The organism is Streptomyces sp. NPDC023481 (assembly GCF_055560195.1).
On sequence record NZ_JBVHJE010000010.1, the window covers coordinates 23,600 to 39,855 of the forward strand.

Sequence of the window (16,256 nt, forward strand, 5' to 3'; positions counted from 1 at the left end):
GGCGCGATCATGCCGCCGCCGCGCCTCCCGGGGCGTGACTACTTCGCGTCGGAGTCGCCGTCGGTCTTCTTCGGCTCGTCCTGTGCCTTGGCCTCGGCGGCACCGGCCGCGTCGGTGTCCTCGACGGCGTCCTTCTTACCGAGGTCGATCTTGTCGTCGGACGCGGAGGCAGCGGCGGCGGGCCCGTCGGTCTCGTCGGTCTCGGTGAGGGAGGAGGCGTCGTCCGGGACGAGGTCGGCGTCGGACTTCAGGTCGTGCTCGATGCCGTGGACGATGCGGTTGTACTCGTCGTCGGTGAGGACGGCGCCGATGGCGTTCTTGGCGAAGAGGAGGTCGACGCCCGGCCCGGCGTCGAGGAGGACCGTGTCCTCGTTGACCTCCTTGACCGTCGCGTACATACCCCCGATCGTGCGGACACCCGAGCCGGGCTGCATCTCGTTCCGCATCTGGGCGGCCTGCTGCTGCTTCTTCTTGGCCGAACGCGTCATCAGGAACATCGCCGCGATGAGCACGATGAACGGGAGAAGGGTATAGGCATTCACGGGACGGAATTTCCTTCGCGCGACCGCGCGGGTGAGCGGCCAGTTGGATGGGGGTGTGGTCGGCGCCGCCCGTAAGGGCGGCATCGGCGGAGTCTAAGCGAGTCCGCTCGCATGGAACAACGCTCAGCATGGCACCTGGGTTCCTGCCCGGGCCATAGCCCTCGCCGGGCGGCGGCCATCACGCCCCGAACAGGTCCTGTTGTCCGTTTCCCGGGGCCGCGGGGCCCGGCGGGGTGAGGCCGAGATGCGCCCATGCGGCGGGCGTGGCGACCCGGCCGCGGGGGGTGCGGGCCAGCAGCCCCTCCCGGACCAGGAACGGTTCGGCGACCTCCTCGACGGTCTCCCGCTCCTCCCCCACCGCGACGGCCAGGGTGGACAGGCCGACCGGTCCGCCGCCGAACAGCTTCAGCAGGGCCTGCAGGACCGCGCGGTCGAGCCGGTCCAGGCCGCGCGCGTCGACCTCGTACACGGCGAGGGCGGCGGCCGCGATGTCGCGGGTGATCAGCCCGTCGGCCTTGACCTGCGCGTAGTCGCGGACGCGGCGCAGCAGGCGGTTGGCGATGCGGGGCGTGCCCCGGGACCGGCCGGCGATCTCGGCGGCGCCGTCCGGGTCGATCCCGACGTCCAGCAGGCTCGCCGAGCGGTGGACGACCCGCTCCAGCTCGTGCGGCTCGTAGAACTCCATGTGCGCGGTGAAGCCGAAGCGGTCGCGCAGCGGCGGGGGCAGCAGGCCCGCGCGCGTGGTGGCGCCGACCAGGGTGAACGGCGGCAGCTCCAGCGGGATCGCGGTGGCGCCGGGGCCCTTGCCGACGATGACGTCGACGCGGAAGTCCTCCATCGCCATGTACAGCATCTCCTCGGCGGGCCGGGACATGCGGTGGATCTCGTCCAGGAAGAGGACCTCGCCTTCCTGGAGGGAGGAGAGGATCGCGGCGAGGTCGCCGGCGTGCTGGATGGCGGGGCCGGAGGTGATGCGGATGGGGGCGCCCATCTCGGCGGCGATGATCATCGACAGGGTGGTCTTGCCGAGGCCGGGGGCGCCCGAGAGCAGCACGTGGTCGGCGGTGGCGCCCCGCGCGCGGGCGGCGCGCAGCACGAGGTCGAGTTGTTCGCGGACCTTCTCCTGGCCGATGAACTCGCCGAGGTCCTTGGGGCGCAGGGCGGCCTCGACGGCCTGGTCCTCCCGGTCGGCGACCGAGCCCACCAGTCGCTCCTCGGCGAGCCGCTCCTCGCCGGGGGTGCCGGTCGTGTCGTCCCAGTTCACGAAGTTCTCCTAGCGGGTGGCGCGGGTCAGCGGGCGCGGTTCAGGGTCTGCAGGGCGGCCTTCAGCAGCTGTCCCACCTGGGGTGTGCCACCCGCCTCCGCGGCCTGGGGCGCGACGGCGGCCACCGCCTCGTCGGCCTCGCGGGTGGCGTAGCCGAGGCCGATCAGGGCCGCGTGCAGTTGGTCGCGCCAGCCCTGGCTGACGGGCGCGCCGACCGCGGGGGCGCCGACGGGCTCGCCGAGCCGGTCCTTCAGCTCCAGCAGCAGTTTCTGGGCGCCCTTCTTACCGATGCCGGGGACGGCGGTGAGGGCCTTCTCGTCCCCCGTGGCGACGGCGCGGCGCAGCGCGTCCGGGGTGTGCACGGCGAGCATCGCCTGCGCCAGGCGCGGTCCGACGCCGCTCGCGGTCTGCAGCAGCTCGAAGACCTGGCGTTCGTCGTCGTCGGCGAAGCCGTACAGGGTGAGCGAGTCCTCCCGCACGACGAGGGATGTGTGCAGCTTGGCCGGTGTACCGAGGCGGAGCGTCGAGAGTGTGTTCGGCGTGCACTGGACGGCCATGCCGACACCGCCGACCTCGACGACCGCTGCGTCGGGGGCGAGCGCGGCGACCGTGCCGCTGACGAAGGCGATCATGCCGTACGGCCTTTCGTTGCGTGGACTGCATGCCGGGCGACGGCCTGCTGGAGCCGGTTCTGGGCGGGGGCGCGCCAGATGTGGCAGATGGCGAGCGCGAGGGCGTCGGCCGCGTCGGCCGGCTTGGGCGGCGCGGCGAGCCGGAGCAGCCGGGTCACCATGGCCCCGACCTGTGCCTTGTCGGCGCGCCCGCTGCCGGTGACGGCGGCCTTGACCTCGCTGGGGGTGTGCAGGGCGACCGGGATGCCGCGCCGGGCGGCGCACAGCATGGCGACGGCGCTGGCCTGGGCGGTGCCCATCACGGTGCGCACGTTGTGCTGGCTGAAGACGCGCTCCACCGCGACGAACTCCGGCCGGTGCTCGTCCAGCCACTGCTCGATGCCCTGTTCGACGGCGAGCAACCGGTGGCCGAGGTCGGCGTCCGGGGGCGTGCGGACGACGCCGACGCCGAGCATGGTGAGCGGGCGGCCCGCGACCCCCTCGACCACGCCGACACCGCACCGGGTCAGCCCGGGGTCCACCCCCAGTACGCGCACCGCGCCCCTCCCTCGGATCCCTCGATCGCCTGTTTGTGCAGGCTATCGGGTCCCACTGACAATGACGGCGGGCCGGTGGGACGTGTCCCACCGGCCCGCCGTCATTCCCGCTGGTTCAGCGAGGCGTCACGCGTCGACCTTCTCCATGATCTCGTCGCTCACGTCGAAGTTGGCGTAGACGTTCTGCACGTCGTCGCTGTCCTCCAGGGCGTCGATCAGCTTGAAGATCTTCTTCGCGCCCTCCTCGTCCAGTTCGACCTGCATGGTCGGGACGAAGTTGGCGTCCGCGGAGTCGTAGTCGATACCGGCGTCCTGGAGGGCGGTGCGGACCGCGACCAGGTCGGTGGCCTCGCTGATGACCTCGAAGGTCTCGCCGAGGTCGTTGACCTCCTCGGCGCCGGCGTCCAGGACGGCCATGAGGACCTCGTCCTCGCTCAGCTCGCCCTTGGGGACGATGACGACGCCCTTGCGGTTGAACAGGTACGACACCGAGCCCGGGTCCGCCATGGAGCCGCCGTTGCGGGTCATGGCGACGCGGACCTCGGAGGCGGCGCGGTTGCGGTTGTCGGTGAGGCACTCGATGAGCACCGCGACACCGTTGGGGCCGTAGCCCTCGTACATGATCGTCTCGTAGTCGGCGCCGCCGGCCTCCAGGCCCGCGCCGCGCTTGACCGCGGAGTCGATGTTCTTGTTGGGGACCGACGACTTCTTCGCCTTCTGGATGGCGTCGTAGAGCGTCGGGTTGCCCTCGGGGTCGGCGCCGCCCATGCGCGCCGCGACCTCGATGTTCTTGATGAGCTTCGCGAAGAGCTTGCCGCGCTTGGCGTCGATCACGGCCTTCTTGTGCTTCGTCGTGGCCCATTTAGAGTGGCCGGACATCTGCCTGTCTCCTTCGCGTAACCCATCCAGATACGAACGCCAGAGATCCTACAAGGACTCTCGTCCTACTCCGGTGTCCGGTGCGCGCGCACCATGTCGACGAACAGCGAGTGCACGCGGTGGTCGCCGGTCAGTTCGGGGTGGAACGACGTGGCGAGCGCGTTGCCCTGGCGTACGGCGACGATGTGGCCCTCGTGCTCGGCGAGCACCTCGGTCGCGGCGCCCACGGACTCCACCCAGGGGGCGCGGATGAAGACGCCCTCCACAGGATCGCCCGGGATGCCCTTGACGTCGAGTGCGGCCTCGAACGACTCGTTCTGCCGGCCGAAGGCGTTGCGGCGCACGATCATATCGATGCCGCCGACGGTCTCCTGGCCCGAGCGCGGGTCGAGGATCTTGTCGGCGAGCAGGATCATGCCCGCGCAGGTGCCGTAGACGGGCATGCCGTCCCGCACGCGCGCGCGGAGGGGCTCCATCAGGCCGAACAGGTGGGCCAGCTTGGAGATGGTGGTGGACTCGCCGCCGGGCAGGACGAGGCCGTCCACCTCGGCGAGTTCCTCGGGGCGCCGCACCGGCCTGGCCACGGCGTCCGCCGCGGCCAGGGCGATGAGGTGCTCCCGTACGTCGCCCTGGAGGGCCAGGACGCCTATGACGGGGGTGTTCATGTGATCCGGTGCCTTACCAGCCGCGGTTGGCGTAGCGCTCGGTCTCGGGGAGGGTGTCGCAGTTGATGCCGACCATGGCCTCGCCGAGGTTGCGGGACGCGTCCGCGATGATCTTCGGGTCGTCGTAGAACGTGGTGGCCTTCACGATGGCGGCGGCGCGCTTGGCCGGGTCGCCGGACTTGAAGATGCCGGAGCCGACGAACACGCCCTCGGCGCCGAGCTGGCGCATCAGGGCCGCGTCGGCCGGGGTGGCGACGCCACCGGCGGAGAAGAGGACCACCGGGAGCTTGCCCAGCTCGGCGACCTCCTTGACCAGCTCGTACGGGGCGCGCAGCTCCTTGGCGGCGGCGTACAGCTCGTGGTTGTCGTAGCCGCGCAGGCGGGCGATCTCGTTCTTGATCTGGCGCAGGTGGCGCACGGCCTCGACGACGTTGCCGGTGCCGGCCTCGCCCTTGGAGCGGATCATCGCGGCGCCCTCGGCGATGCGGCGCAGGGCCTCGCCCAGGTTGGTCGCGCCGCACACGAACGGGGTGGTGAAGGCCCACTTGTCGGAGTGGTTGACCTCGTCGGCCGGGGTGAGGACCTCGGACTCGTCGATGTAGTCGACGCCGAGGGACTGCAGCACCTGGGCCTCGACGAAGTGGCCGATGCGGGACTTGGCCATGACCGGGATCGAGACGGCGTCGATGATGCCCTCGATCATGTCCGGGTCGGACATGCGGGCCACGCCGCCGTCCTTGCGGATGTCGGCCGGGACCCGCTCCAGGGCCATGACGGCGACCGCGCCCGCGTCCTCGGCGATCTTCGCCTGCTCCGGCGTGACGACGTCCATGATCACGCCGCCCTTGAGCTGCTCGGCCATACCGCGCTTCACGCGGGCGGTGCCGGTCTCGGGAGCCTGGTTCTCGTTGGTGGACACGGGTGACCTCACTGGAGTGAAAGGTGGTTGATGCTTCACCGAGGAAACGCGAGTGGACCAGGCCACAGCAAGGGCCAATGACAAGCCGGTGGATCCTTTTCGTCTCCCCGGCTCAGGAGACCCTCTCGACCAGGGCCGCGGGCGGCTCGTCGTCCATCTCGACGGCCAGCGGGAACGGGGCGTGGCCGGCCAGCCGGAACCAGCGGACCTTGCGGTGCTCGCGGAGCCGGCGGGCGGCGCCCACGGCGTCGTTGTGGAAGCGGCGGGCCATCGGCACCCGGCGGACGGCCTCGGCCAGCTCGCGGGCCGCCTCCTCGCCGCCCGGCGCCTCGCGTACGGCCTCCACCTGCGCCGGGTCCCCGAAGACCGCGCGCAGCGCCTGGCTCAGCTCGCTCTCGGCGACCTCCCGCTGCTCCTCCTCGGCCTGCCGGGCCGCGTGCGCGGCCTCGTACAGCACGATCGAGGCGGCCGGGTCCAGCACGCCCGAGGTCGCCAGCTCCTGCGCCACGGAGGCCCGCCGCAGCAGCTGGGCGTCGAGCGCGGCCCGCGCGGCGTCCATCCGCACGTGCAACCGGTCCAGCCGCCCGGCCGTCCAGCTGAGGTACACCCCGACGGCGAGCAGCGCGACGAGGATCCAGATGAGGGTTGCGGTCACGACGGAAGGCTATCGGCTGCCCCGGTGCCGCCAGGCGGCCCCACCGGCCCCCAGGTGGCCACCCCGCCGATCCCAGGCGACCCCACCGACCCCCAGGCGGCCACCCCGCCGATCCCGGGCGACCCCACCGACCTCCAGGCGGCCACCCCGCCGATCCTCAGAACGCCCCACCGGCCCAGCCCCCACGCGCCGCACCCCGCGCGAGGGCCCGGCGCCACGCCTCAGTCCCGGGCCAGCCCGAACCGGGCCCGCAGGCCCGTCGTCCGTTCGTCCGCGGCGACCGCCGCCGCGCCCGTCGTCACCGTCTCGTAGACGGACAGGATGTCCGCGCCGACCGTGGACCAGTCGAACCGGCGGACATGGGCGCTGCCCCGCTCGCGCAGTTCGGTGCGGCGGGCCGGGTCCCCGAGCAGGCGGAGGGCCGCCTCGGCCAGCGCGTCGGCGTCCTCGTTGGCGAACACCTCGCCGGCCTCGCCCTGGTCGAGGACCTGCACGAACGCGTCCAGGTCGGCGGCGAGCACGGGGGCGCCCGCCGACATCGCCTCGACCAGGATGATGCCGAAGCTCTCGCCGCCGGTGTTGGGCGCGACGTACAGGTCGACGCTGCGCAGCAGACGGGCCTTGTCCTCGTCGCTGATCATGCCGAGGAACTCCACGCGCGGGCGCAGCTCCTTCGGCAGGTCCTCCACGGCCGCCTCCTCGTCACCGCGCCCCGCGACCAGCAGCCGGGTCTGCGGGCGGGCGGCGAGGATCCTCGGCAGGGCCCTCATGAGCACCGGCAGGCCCTTGCGGGGCTCGTCGATACGGCCGATGAAGCCGATGGTGTCGCCCTGCCACTCGGGCTTCGGCTCGGCCCTGGCGAAGAAGTCCACGTCGACGCCGTTGGGGATGACCACCGCGTCCCCGCCGAGGTGCTCGACGAGGGTGCGGCGGGCGTACTCGCTGACCGCGATCCGCGCGCTGATCTTCTCCAGCGCGGCCTGCAGGATCGCGTACGCGGCGATCATCGCGCGCGAGCGCGGGTTGGAGGTGTGGAAGGTGGCCACGATCGGGCCGGACGCCGCCCAGCAGGTCAGCAGGCCCAGCGAGGGCGAGGTCGGCTCGTGGATGTGCACCACGTCGAAGGCGCCCTCGTGCAGCCAGCGCCGTACCCGCGCGGCCGACAGGAAGCCGAAGTTCAGCCGGGCCACCGAGCCGTTGTACGGCACCGGGACCGCGCGGCCGGCCGAGACGACGTACGGCGGCAGCGGGGTGTCGTCGTCGGCCGGGGCGAGGACGGACACCTCGTGGCCGAGCCGCAGGAAGTACTCGGCGAGGTCGCGGATGTGGAACTGGACGCCACCGGGCACGTCCCAGGAGTACGGGCAGACGATCCCGATTCTCACGCGGGTCCCTTCGCGGGGTCGAGGTCGGCGAGCCACAGCCGCTGGAGCATGTGCCAGTCCTCGGGATGCTCGGCGATCCCGGAGGCGAAGGCGTCGGCCAGGGCCTGTGTCATGACGGACGTCTTCTCGGCCCGCGTGCCCGACTCGGGGACCTCGACCGGGGGGTGCACGCGGCCCTTCATGACGGGCGAGTCGTCGTACCAGAGGGTGACGGGCAGCAGCAGCGCGCCGGTCTGCTGGGCGAGCAGGGCCGGTCCCGCGGGCATGCGGGCCGTCTCGCCGAAGAAGCCGACCTCGACACCGGAGGCGGACAGGTCGCGGTCGGCGACCAGGCAGACCAGGCCGCCCTCGCGCAGCCTGCGGGCGAGCGTGCCGAAGGCGGAGCCGCCGCTGTGCGGCAGGACTTCCATGCCAAGGCCCTCGCGGTAGGCGACGAAGCGGTCGTAGAGCGTCTCGGGCTTCAGGCGCTCGGCGACCGTCGTGAACGGCGTCCGGAGCTCGGTGGTGACCCAGGCGCCGGCCAGGTCCCAGTTCGCCAGGTGGGGCAGGGCGAGGATCACGCCCCGGCCGGAGGCGAGGCCGTCGGTCAGGTGGTGTATGTCCTTGGGGTCGAAGCCGCTCCGGACGCGCTCGGCGCTCCAGGCCGGCAGCCGGAAGGACTCCATCCAGTAGCGCAGGTAGGAGCGCATGCCCGCGCGGGACAGCTCGGCGAGCCGCTCCGGCCCGGCATCCGGCACCACGCGCGCGTAGTTGGCCTCCAGGCGCAGCACGCCCTTGCCGCGCCGCTTCCAGGCGAGGTCGGCGATGCTCCGGCCCAGGCGTACCGCGGCCGGCTCGGGGAGCTTCTTGACGGTGCTCCAGCCGAGGCCGTACAGCGCGTCGGTGAGCCGGTCGGCGGCGCTCACTGCGCCACCTCGCCGGCCCGGGCCGCCTCCTCCGCCTCGGCGGACTCGCGGCGGACGGTGACGACCCGCTGGACCAGGGTGACCAGGCTGCCCACGGCGACGATCCACAAGGCGATCGGCAGCAGCCACTGGATGCCCGGCACACCGAACATGTGCAGGCCCGCGAAGCCGGCCGCGACCAGCGAGATCACCAGCCGCTCGGCGCGCTCGACGAGCCCGTTGACGGCGACCGGCAGTCCGATCGACTCGCCGCGCGCCTTGGTGTACGACACCACCTGACCGCTGGCCAGGCAGAAGATCGAGACGGCGCACAGCACGTTGTCGTCGCCCCGGCCCGCGTACCAGAGCGCGAAGCCGCCGAAGATCGCGCCGTCGGCGACCCGGTCCAGGGTGGAGTCGAGGAAGGCTCCCCAGCGGCTGGAGCGGCCCAGCTGGCGGGCCATGTTGCCGTCGACCAGGTCGGAAAAGACGAACAGGGTGATCACGACCGTGCCCCAGAAGAACTCGCCCCGGGGGTAGAAGACCAGCGCGCCCGCGACCACACCGGCCGTGCCCAGGAGCGTGACCGTGTCGGGGCTCACGCCCCGGCGGATGAGAAACGCGGCGAACGGTGTGAGGACACGCGTGAAGAATGCACGCGCGTACTTGTTCAGCATGGCCTTCCCGACGGTCGGTGACGCCGCGGCCCTGATGGCCGCCGGCTGGCCCATCGTAGTCACGCGCGCGTGCACGTGACGGGCGGGCACCCGCAGCCGCGCCGGGAACCGGCGCACACCCCCGCGCGCGGGGCGCGGGTGACGCGAACGGCACGGGTGCGCACCCTTCGTGGTCCGCCGCGGTCCTTCGTATGGACGGCACGTGACGGGAGTGGAAAGCTCGAATAACCGCGGGCGTCGCCGGAGCCGCCAGTGCACGCGGGTCCCGCGTGCCCGCGCCCACAGTGACCTCACCGTGCACGGGAGGCAGGATCATGGGCGACAAGGCACAGTCACACCACCCCGGGGCCGCCGGCAGGGCTCTGGCGGCCGACCGACCCGCGTCCGTACGGAACGTGGTGCTGGTCGGCCACTCCGGTTCGGGGAAGACGACCCTCGTGGAAGCCCTGGCGCTGACCGCCGGGGCGGTGAACCGGGCGGGCCGCGTCGAGGACGGCGGCACCGTCTCCGACTACGACGACATCGAGCACCGGCAGCAGCGCTCGGTCCAGCTCTCCCTGGTGCCGGTGGAATGGGACGGCATCAAGGTCAACCTCCTGGACACCCCCGGCTACGCCGACTTCGTCGGGGAGCTGCGGGCCGGTCTGCGGGCCGCGGACGCGGCCCTCTTCGTCGTCTCGGCCTCGGACGGCGTCGACGGCTCGACCCGGATGGTGTGGGAGGAGTGCGCGGCCGTCGGCATGCCCCGCGCGATCGTCATCACGCACCTGGAGGCCGCGCGCTCCGACTTCGAGGAGATGACCCGGACCTGCGCGCAGGCCTTCGGCGGCGACGACCCCGACGCCGTGCTGCCCCTGTACCTGCCGCTGCGCGGCCCCGAGGGCCCCGACGGGCACGCGCCCGTGACCGGCCTGGTCGGCCTGCTCTCCCAGAAGCTGTTCGACTACTCGACCGGGGAGCGCAAGGAGTCCGAGCCCGGCGAGGACCAGCTGCCGGACATCGAGGAGGCCCGCAACCGGCTCATCGAGGGGATCATCGCCGAGAGCGAGGACGAGACCCTCATGGACCGCTACCTCGGCGGCGAGAAGGTCGACGTCGAGACGCTGGTCGAGGACCTGGAGCGGGCCGTGGCCCGCGGCTCCTTCTTCCCGGTGCTGGCCGCCGCCCCCGCCGCCGAGGGCGCCCGGCAGGGCCTGGGCACCGTCGAGCTGCTGGAGCTGGTCACCGGCGGCTTCCCGACCCCGTTCGAGCACCCGCTGCCCCAGGTCGCCACCATCGACGGAAAGCCGCGCGAGCTGAAGGCGTGCGACACGGACGGCCCGCTGGTCGCCGAGGTCGTCAAGACCTCCTCCGACCCCTACGTCGGCCGCATCTCGCTGGTCCGCGTCTTCTCCGGCACCCTGCGCCCCGACCAGACGGTGCACGTCTCCGGGCACGGCCTCGCCGACCGCGGGCACGAGGACCACGACGTCGACGAGAAGATCGGCGCCCTGTCCATGCCGTTCGGCAGGCAGCAGCGCCCGGTCACCCACGCCGTGGCCGGCGACCTGGTGTGCGTGGCCAGGCTGAGCCGGGCCGAGACCGGTGACACCCTGTCCGCCAAGGACGACCCGCTCCTGGTGGAGCCCTGGCAGATGCCCGACCCGCTGCTGCCGCTCGCCATCCAGGCGCACAGCAAGGCCGACGAGGACAAGCTCTCCCAGGGCCTGTCCCGGCTGGTCGCCGAGGACCCGACCATGCGCCTGGAGCAGAACCAGGACACCCACCAGGTCGTCCTGTGGTGCCTGGGCGAGGCGCACGCGGACGTGGCTCTGGAACGGCTGCGCAACCGCTACGGCGTCCAGGTCGACGTCGTCCCGCACCGGGTCTCGCTCCGGGAGACGTTCGCGGCGAAGGCCGGCGGGCGCGGCCGGCACGTCAAGCAGTCCGGCGGCCACGGCCAGTACGCGATCTGCGAGATCGAGGTGGAGCCGCTGCCGGGCGGCTCGGGCATCGAGTTCGTGGACAAGGTGGTCGGCGGCGCGGTGCCCCGGCAGTTCATCCCGTCCGTCGAGAAGGGCGTACGGGCCCAGGCCGCCAAGGGCGTCGCCGCCGGCTATCCCCTGGTGGACGTGCGGGTCACGCTGCTGGACGGCAAGGCGCACTCGGTGGACTCCTCCGACGCGGCCTTCCAGACGGCGGGCGCGCTGGCGCTGCGCGAGGCCGCGGCGGACGCCAGGATCCATCTGCTGGAGCCGGTCGCCGAGGTGACCGTCCTGGTCGGCGACGAGTACGTGGGCCCCGTGATGAGCGACCTGTCCGGCCGCCGCGGCCGGCTGCTCGGCACCGAACAGGTGGGCACCGGGCGGACGTTGATCCGCGCGGAGGTGCCCGAGTTCGAGATCGGCCGGTACGCCGTCGACCTGCGCTCCCTCTCGCACGGCACGGCCCGCTTCGACCGGCGCTACGCCCGGCACGAGCCGATGCCGCCGCAGATCGCCGAACGCATCCGCGAACAGGCCGGGGACGAGGGGTAGTACGCCGGCGCACGGGCGGGCGGCTTCGGCCGTCCGCCCCCGCGTTGTCGGTGCCGGCGGATACGCTGAAAGCCTGATCACGTCGTGCCGCGACCGTCCGGTCACCGGCTGGTACGGGCACGGCGTGGCGGTCCAAAAGGTGTGCGGAGCAGGGAAGTCGGGAAGGCCGCAGGCACGGCACCGGCGGCGATGGGGGCGGGAATGTCGTTTGGCACGGAGTGGGACGGGCCCCAGGTACCCGTCTCGGGCGACGAGGGGCAGGCGGCGACCTCCGCGCTGGCCTCCGCTGCGTACCGGGACAGCCCGCTCGATGAGATCAAGAAGGCCGACAACGAGTGGCACCAGTCGACCGTCAAGCCGGGCCGGCTCAAGCTGTTCCGGCCCAATCTCGGCGAGGCGTTCTCCCGGGCGCTGGTCGACCGGATGCTCGCCCCGGGCCGCAAGCCGCTCATCCAGTCCTTCGGTTCCGAACCGCAGTTCGTCGTCGAGCACGCCATGGCCGCCAACAACATCCGCCGGGAGCGCGACAACCGGCTGACCGGCATCACCGTCGTGTGCGGTCTGCTCTTCCTTCCCGGGATGCTCGTCTGGCTGCTCGTCTTCCAGCTGCGCGCCCTGGTCGCCCGGCGTGACGACAAGCGGGCGGGCACCCTGGGCACCGTGCTGCTCCTCGGTGTCGGCCTGCTCGCCGCGCTGTTCCTGATCAAGATGCCGTTCGCCGGCTTCTGGGGGTGGTACGCGCGCGCGGCCGTCGTCGTCCCCGTGCTCGGCTGGTTCTGGGCCAAGCAGGTCTGCGAGAACACCGCCAGGGACCTGCGGGCCCGCTGGGACGGCCTGCTTTCCGGCACCAGCGTCGGCGCCAAGGTCCCGGAGGCCGTGCCGCGCGGCCCCGGCCAGACCGCCGCCGAGGAGCTGCGCCAGTCCCTGGCCCGGCTGAGCGCCGAGCAGCAGTCCAACTCCGTGTTCTACGCCGGTCCCAAGGGCATACTCGGCATGGGCACCCGCTGGGGTGCCTGGCAGCTCGCGGAGGACCTCGTGCCCGCCGACCCCGGCCGGGAGATCCACCCCTTCCGCAGCTGGGACGTCGTGCGCGCGATCCACGACCAGCTGTCCCTGCTGGAGCGCGGCCCGCTGAACACCGGCGGCTTCCCCAAGCCGTCGATACGGCACTGGATCGTCACCCCGATCGGCGAGAAGGCGACGGCGGTGTCCCGGCCGGAGGGCACCGACGTGGAGGCCTTCCAGGTCAAACCGCACGCCATACAGGAGATCTGCAACAAGCAGCAGTTCGGCAGCGGCGACCGGCACTACCTGGGCGTGCAGTGGACCCTGTGGGACGGACAGCTGGTCATCACCATGCTGATCACCGTCACGGTGCTGCACGAGACGCTGCGCATCGAGGTCACCGGGCACGCGCTGGGACCGGTAAACGCGTTGTTCACCAGCAAGCCCGAGGCGCCGACCAAGGAGGTCTCCAAGTCCCTGAAGCCCTGGGAGAACCGCACGATCAAGCTGCCGCTGGTCAACGCCGACGAGGTGGTGCGGCTGGCCGCGCGCGCCCCGCTGATCTGGTACCCGCCGCTGCTGAACTGGCTGGGCGGCTCGCTGGGCCTGCCCGAGCCGTTCGGTCTGCGGCACGCCTGGGCCGACCAGCCGTGGCGGCACCGGTTCATGGCCGACGACGCGCTGCGCGCCGCCACGCCGGTGCTGCGGGTGGTGCACTCGGCGGCGATACGGGTCCTGGAGGAGAACGGCGTGAACACGGAGAAGTTCGGTGCCCGCTCGGCGTTCCTGAGCGGCAGCGTCCAGGACCCGATGCCCCGGAAGGCCGACCTGTACGACGCGTGAGCGGACGCCCCCGGCAGGGGGCACCGCCCCGCGAAGCCGCGGCTAGGCCGGCCAGGCTTCCGCCAGCATCTTCCGGGTGTCCGCGAGCAGCTGGGGCAGCACCCTGGTGTGGCCCACGACCGGCATGAAATTCGTGTCGCCGCCCCAGCGCGGGACGATGTGCTGGTGCAGGTGGGCGGCGATGCCGGCACCGGCGACCCCGCCCTGGTTCATCCCGATGTTGAAGCCCTGCGCACCGGACGCGGTACGCAGGGCCGTCATGGCCTGCTTGGTCAGCTCCGCCAGCTCGGCGGTCTCCGGCCCGGTCAGCTGCGTGTAGTCGGCCACGTGCCGGTAGGGCACGGTCATCAGGTGGCCGCCGTTGTACGGGTACAGGTTGAGCACGGCGTACACATGCTCACCGCGCCGGACGACCAGCCCGTCCTCGTCGGACTGGGCCGGGATCGCGCAGAAGGGGCAGCCGTCGTCGGCCCCCGGGCCGGTCGGCTTGTTCTCGCCCTGGATGTAGGCCATCCGGTGGGGCGTCCACAGGCGCTGGAACGCGTCCTGCGTCCCCACTCCGATCTGCTGCTCCGGCTCACTCGTCATGCTAGGCAGCATATGGCGTCACCCCTTCCAGGCGTGTCGCCGGGGCTCCGGGAAGGCGCTCTCCGGCCAAGCTTGGCCGGTGAACGACGACAGCCGTACGCGGCGCCGGGAGAGCCGGGGGCACGCCGGTCTCTGGCGCTCCTGCCGGGCTTGGCCGGCGCGCGCACCGTGTACGAGCAGGAGCGTGCGGCTACGAGCAGGAGCGTGCGGCGGCGACCAGGACGGGGAAGGGCCCCCGGGACGGTGATCCCGGGGGCCCTCACGCTGGTGGCGGTCAGACCTGGACCCGGTCCGACACCACCTGGGCGATCTTCGCGAGGGCCTCCTCGAACGGGATGCCGTTCTCCTGCGAACCGTCGCGGTAGCGGAAGGACACCGAGCCGTTGGACATGTCCTCGTCGCCCGCGATCACCATGAAGGGGACCTTCTGCTTCTGGGCGTTGCGGATCTTCTTCTGCATGCGGTCCGAGGAGGAGTCCACCTCGACGCGCAGCCCCTGCTTCCTGGCCGCCGCCGCGAACTTCTCCAGGTACTCCACGTGCGCGTCGCCGATCGGGATGCCGAGCGCCTGGACCGGGGCCAGCCACGCCGGGAAGGCGCCCGCGTAGTGCTCCAGGAGGACGGCGAAGAACCGCTCGATGGAGCCGAACAGCGCGCGGTGGATCATGACCGGGCGCTGTTTGGAGCCGTCCGGTCCGGTGTACTCCAGGTTGAACCGCTCGGGCAGGTTGAAGTCGAGCTGGATGGTCGACATCTGCCAGGTCCGGCCGATCGCGTCCTTGGCCTGGACGGAGATCTTCGGGCCGTAGAAGGCGGCGCCGCCCGGGTCGGGCACGAGGGGCAGGCCCTGCTTCTCGGCGACCTGGCGCAGCGTCTCGGTCGCCTCCTCCCAGGCCTCGTCGGAGCCGACGAACTTCTCCGGGTCCTTGGTGGACAGCTCCAGGTAGAAGTCGGTCAGGCCGTAGTCGCGCAGCAGGCCGAGGACGAAGGTGAGCGTGGTGTCCAGTTCGTCGGACATCTGCTCACGGGTGCAGTAGATGTGCGCGTCGTCCTGGGTGAAGCCGCGGGCACGGGTCAGGCCGTGCACGACGCCCGACTTCTCGTACCGGTACACGGTCCCGAACTCGAAGAGGCGCAGCGGCAGTTCGCGGTAGGAGCGGCCGCGCGCGTCGAAGATCAGGTTGTGCATCGGGCAGTTCATGGGCTTGAGGTAGTAGTCCACGCCCTCGTCGAGCTGCATGGGCGGGTACATGCCGTCGGCGTACCAGTCCAGGTGCCCGGACGTCTCGAAGAGCTTCCCCTTCGTGGCGTGCGGGGTGTAGACGAACTCGTAGCCCTCCTCCTCGTGGCGGCGGCGCGAGTAGTCCTCCATCACGCGGCGGACGATGCCGCCCCTGGGGTGGAAGACGGCCAGGCCGGAGCCGATCTGCTCGGGGATGGAGAACAGGTCCAGCTCGGAGCCGAGCTTGCGGTGGTCGCGCTTCTCGGCCTCGGCGAGGAAGTCGAGGTACGCCTTCAGCTCGTCCTTGGACGGCCAGGCGGTCCCGTAGATGCGCTGGAGCATCGGGTTCTTCTCGCTGCCGCGCCAGTAGGCGGCCGCGTTGCGCATCAGCTTGAACGCCGGGATGAGACGGGTGGAGGGCAGGTGCGGACCGCGGCAGAGGTCCTTCCAGCACAGCTCGCCGGTCTTGGCGTCCAGGTTGTCGTAGATCGTCAGCTCGCCGGCGCCGACCTCGACGTCCGCGCCGTCGTCGCTGGAGGCCGAGCCCTTGAGGCCGATCAGCTCCAGCTTGTACGGCTCGTCGGCCAGTTCCTCGCGGGCGGCCTCGTCGGTGACGACACGGCGGGCGAACTTCTGCCCGCGCTTCTGGATCTCCTGCATCTTCTTCTCGATGGCCTTGAGATCCTCGGGCGTGAACGGCTTCTCGACGTCGAAGTCGTAGTAGAAGCCGTCCTTGACGGGCGGGCCGATGCCCAGCTTGGCCTCGGGGAACAGCTCCTGCACGGCCTGCGCCATGACGTGCGCGGTGGAGTGGCGCAGGATGTTCAGGCCGTCCTCGGAGGCGATCTCGACGCCCTCGACCTCGTCACCGTCGGACAGCGGGTACGTGAGGTCCTTCAGCTCGCCGCCCACGCGCGCGGCGATGATCGAGCGCTCGCCCGCGAAGAGGTCGGCGGCCGTAGTGCCCGTCGTCACCACGCGTTCTTCCCGCTCGGAATCGCGTTGGATGATCACACGGACGTCTGACACCGGTCTCTCCTGACT

At 71.8% G+C, this 16,256-nt stretch carries 15 protein-coding genes; 2 read left to right on the top strand and 13 right to left on the bottom strand.

From position 1 onward, the window contains the following. Nucleotides 1-38: 38 nt before the first annotated feature. From yajC to pgsA, 11 genes are all read right to left on the bottom strand, one after another. Nucleotides 39-542, bottom strand: a complete 504-nt coding sequence (gene yajC, locus ACZ3ZD_RS20180; RefSeq protein ID WP_467399061.1) for a preprotein translocase subunit YajC — start codon at nucleotides 540-542, stop codon at nucleotides 39-41. Nucleotides 543-720: 178 nt separating this feature from the next. Further along, the gene (gene ruvB / locus ACZ3ZD_RS20185; protein ID WP_467399064.1) at nucleotides 721-1,806 is read right to left on the bottom strand and encodes a Holliday junction branch migration DNA helicase RuvB; all 1,086 of its coding nucleotides are present in this window, start codon (nucleotides 1,804-1,806) and stop codon (nucleotides 721-723) included. A 26-nt stretch (nucleotides 1,807-1,832) separates the two neighbouring features. Further along, complete coding sequence (ruvA, locus tag ACZ3ZD_RS20190; RefSeq protein ID WP_467399067.1) at nucleotides 1,833-2,438, bottom strand: Holliday junction branch migration protein RuvA; 606 nt, start codon at nucleotides 2,436-2,438, stop codon at nucleotides 1,833-1,835. After that, entirely contained in the window at nucleotides 2,435-2,974 is a 540-nt protein-coding gene (ruvC, locus tag ACZ3ZD_RS20195) for a crossover junction endodeoxyribonuclease RuvC (protein ID WP_467399069.1), read from the bottom strand. Before ruvC ends, ruvA begins: the two co-directional genes overlap by 4 nt. Before the next feature lie 126 nt (nucleotides 2,975-3,100). Continuing rightward, entirely contained in the window at nucleotides 3,101-3,853 is a 753-nt protein-coding gene (locus ACZ3ZD_RS20200; protein WP_467399071.1) for a YebC/PmpR family DNA-binding transcriptional regulator, read from the bottom strand. Nucleotides 3,854-3,918: 65 nt separating this feature from the next. Next, complete coding sequence (gene pdxT / locus ACZ3ZD_RS20205) at nucleotides 3,919-4,518, bottom strand: pyridoxal 5'-phosphate synthase glutaminase subunit PdxT (protein WP_467399074.1); 600 nt, start codon at nucleotides 4,516-4,518, stop codon at nucleotides 3,919-3,921. Between the two features lie 13 nt (nucleotides 4,519-4,531). Then, nucleotides 4,532-5,437 carry a pyridoxal 5'-phosphate synthase lyase subunit PdxS gene (gene pdxS / locus ACZ3ZD_RS20210; protein WP_467399076.1) on the bottom strand — a complete coding sequence of 302 codons (906 nt, stop codon included), beginning with the start codon at nucleotides 5,435-5,437 and terminating at the stop codon, nucleotides 4,532-4,534. A 112-nt stretch (nucleotides 5,438-5,549) separates the two neighbouring features. Beyond that, a complete protein-coding gene (locus tag ACZ3ZD_RS20215; protein WP_467399078.1) occupies nucleotides 5,550-6,092 on the bottom strand; it encodes a LemA family protein in 543 nt (180 codons plus the stop codon). Nucleotides 6,093-6,313: 221 nt separating this feature from the next. Continuing rightward, nucleotides 6,314-7,477 (bottom strand): glycosyltransferase family 4 protein, encoded by a 1,164-nt coding sequence (locus ACZ3ZD_RS20220; RefSeq protein ID WP_467399081.1) that lies wholly within the window; start codon nucleotides 7,475-7,477, stop codon nucleotides 6,314-6,316. After that, a complete protein-coding gene (locus ACZ3ZD_RS20225; RefSeq protein WP_467399083.1) occupies nucleotides 7,474-8,382 on the bottom strand; it encodes a phosphatidylinositol mannoside acyltransferase in 909 nt (302 codons plus the stop codon). Before ACZ3ZD_RS20225 ends, ACZ3ZD_RS20220 begins: the two co-directional genes overlap by 4 nt. Further along, the gene (gene pgsA / locus ACZ3ZD_RS20230; protein WP_467399611.1) at nucleotides 8,379-9,092 is read right to left on the bottom strand and encodes a phosphatidylinositol phosphate synthase; all 714 of its coding nucleotides are present in this window, start codon (nucleotides 9,090-9,092) and stop codon (nucleotides 8,379-8,381) included. Before pgsA ends, ACZ3ZD_RS20225 begins: the two co-directional genes overlap by 4 nt. A gap of 260 nt (nucleotides 9,093-9,352) precedes the next feature. Between pgsA and ACZ3ZD_RS20235 the strand changes: the two genes are divergently transcribed. Together ACZ3ZD_RS20235 and ACZ3ZD_RS20240 are read left to right on the top strand one after the other, a co-directional pair. Continuing rightward, nucleotides 9,353-11,554, top strand: a complete 2,202-nt coding sequence (locus ACZ3ZD_RS20235) for an elongation factor G-like protein EF-G2 (RefSeq protein WP_467399086.1) — start codon at nucleotides 9,353-9,355, stop codon at nucleotides 11,552-11,554. A 201-nt stretch (nucleotides 11,555-11,755) separates the two neighbouring features. Beyond that, nucleotides 11,756-13,402: a hypothetical protein gene (locus ACZ3ZD_RS20240; protein WP_467399089.1), complete on the top strand. Its 1,647-nt coding sequence runs from the start codon at nucleotides 11,756-11,758 to the stop codon at nucleotides 13,400-13,402. Nucleotides 13,403-13,444: 42 nt separating this feature from the next. On the opposite strand, the gene ACZ3ZD_RS20245 is transcribed toward ACZ3ZD_RS20240, so the two are convergent. After that, nucleotides 13,445-14,002, bottom strand: a complete 558-nt coding sequence (locus tag ACZ3ZD_RS20245) for an HIT family protein (RefSeq protein WP_467399092.1) — start codon at nucleotides 14,000-14,002, stop codon at nucleotides 13,445-13,447. 262 nt (nucleotides 14,003-14,264) lie between these two features. After that, nucleotides 14,265-16,241 (bottom strand): threonine--tRNA ligase, encoded by a 1,977-nt coding sequence (gene thrS / locus ACZ3ZD_RS20250; RefSeq protein WP_467399094.1) that lies wholly within the window; start codon nucleotides 16,239-16,241, stop codon nucleotides 14,265-14,267. Nucleotides 16,242-16,256 lie beyond the last annotated feature (15 nt).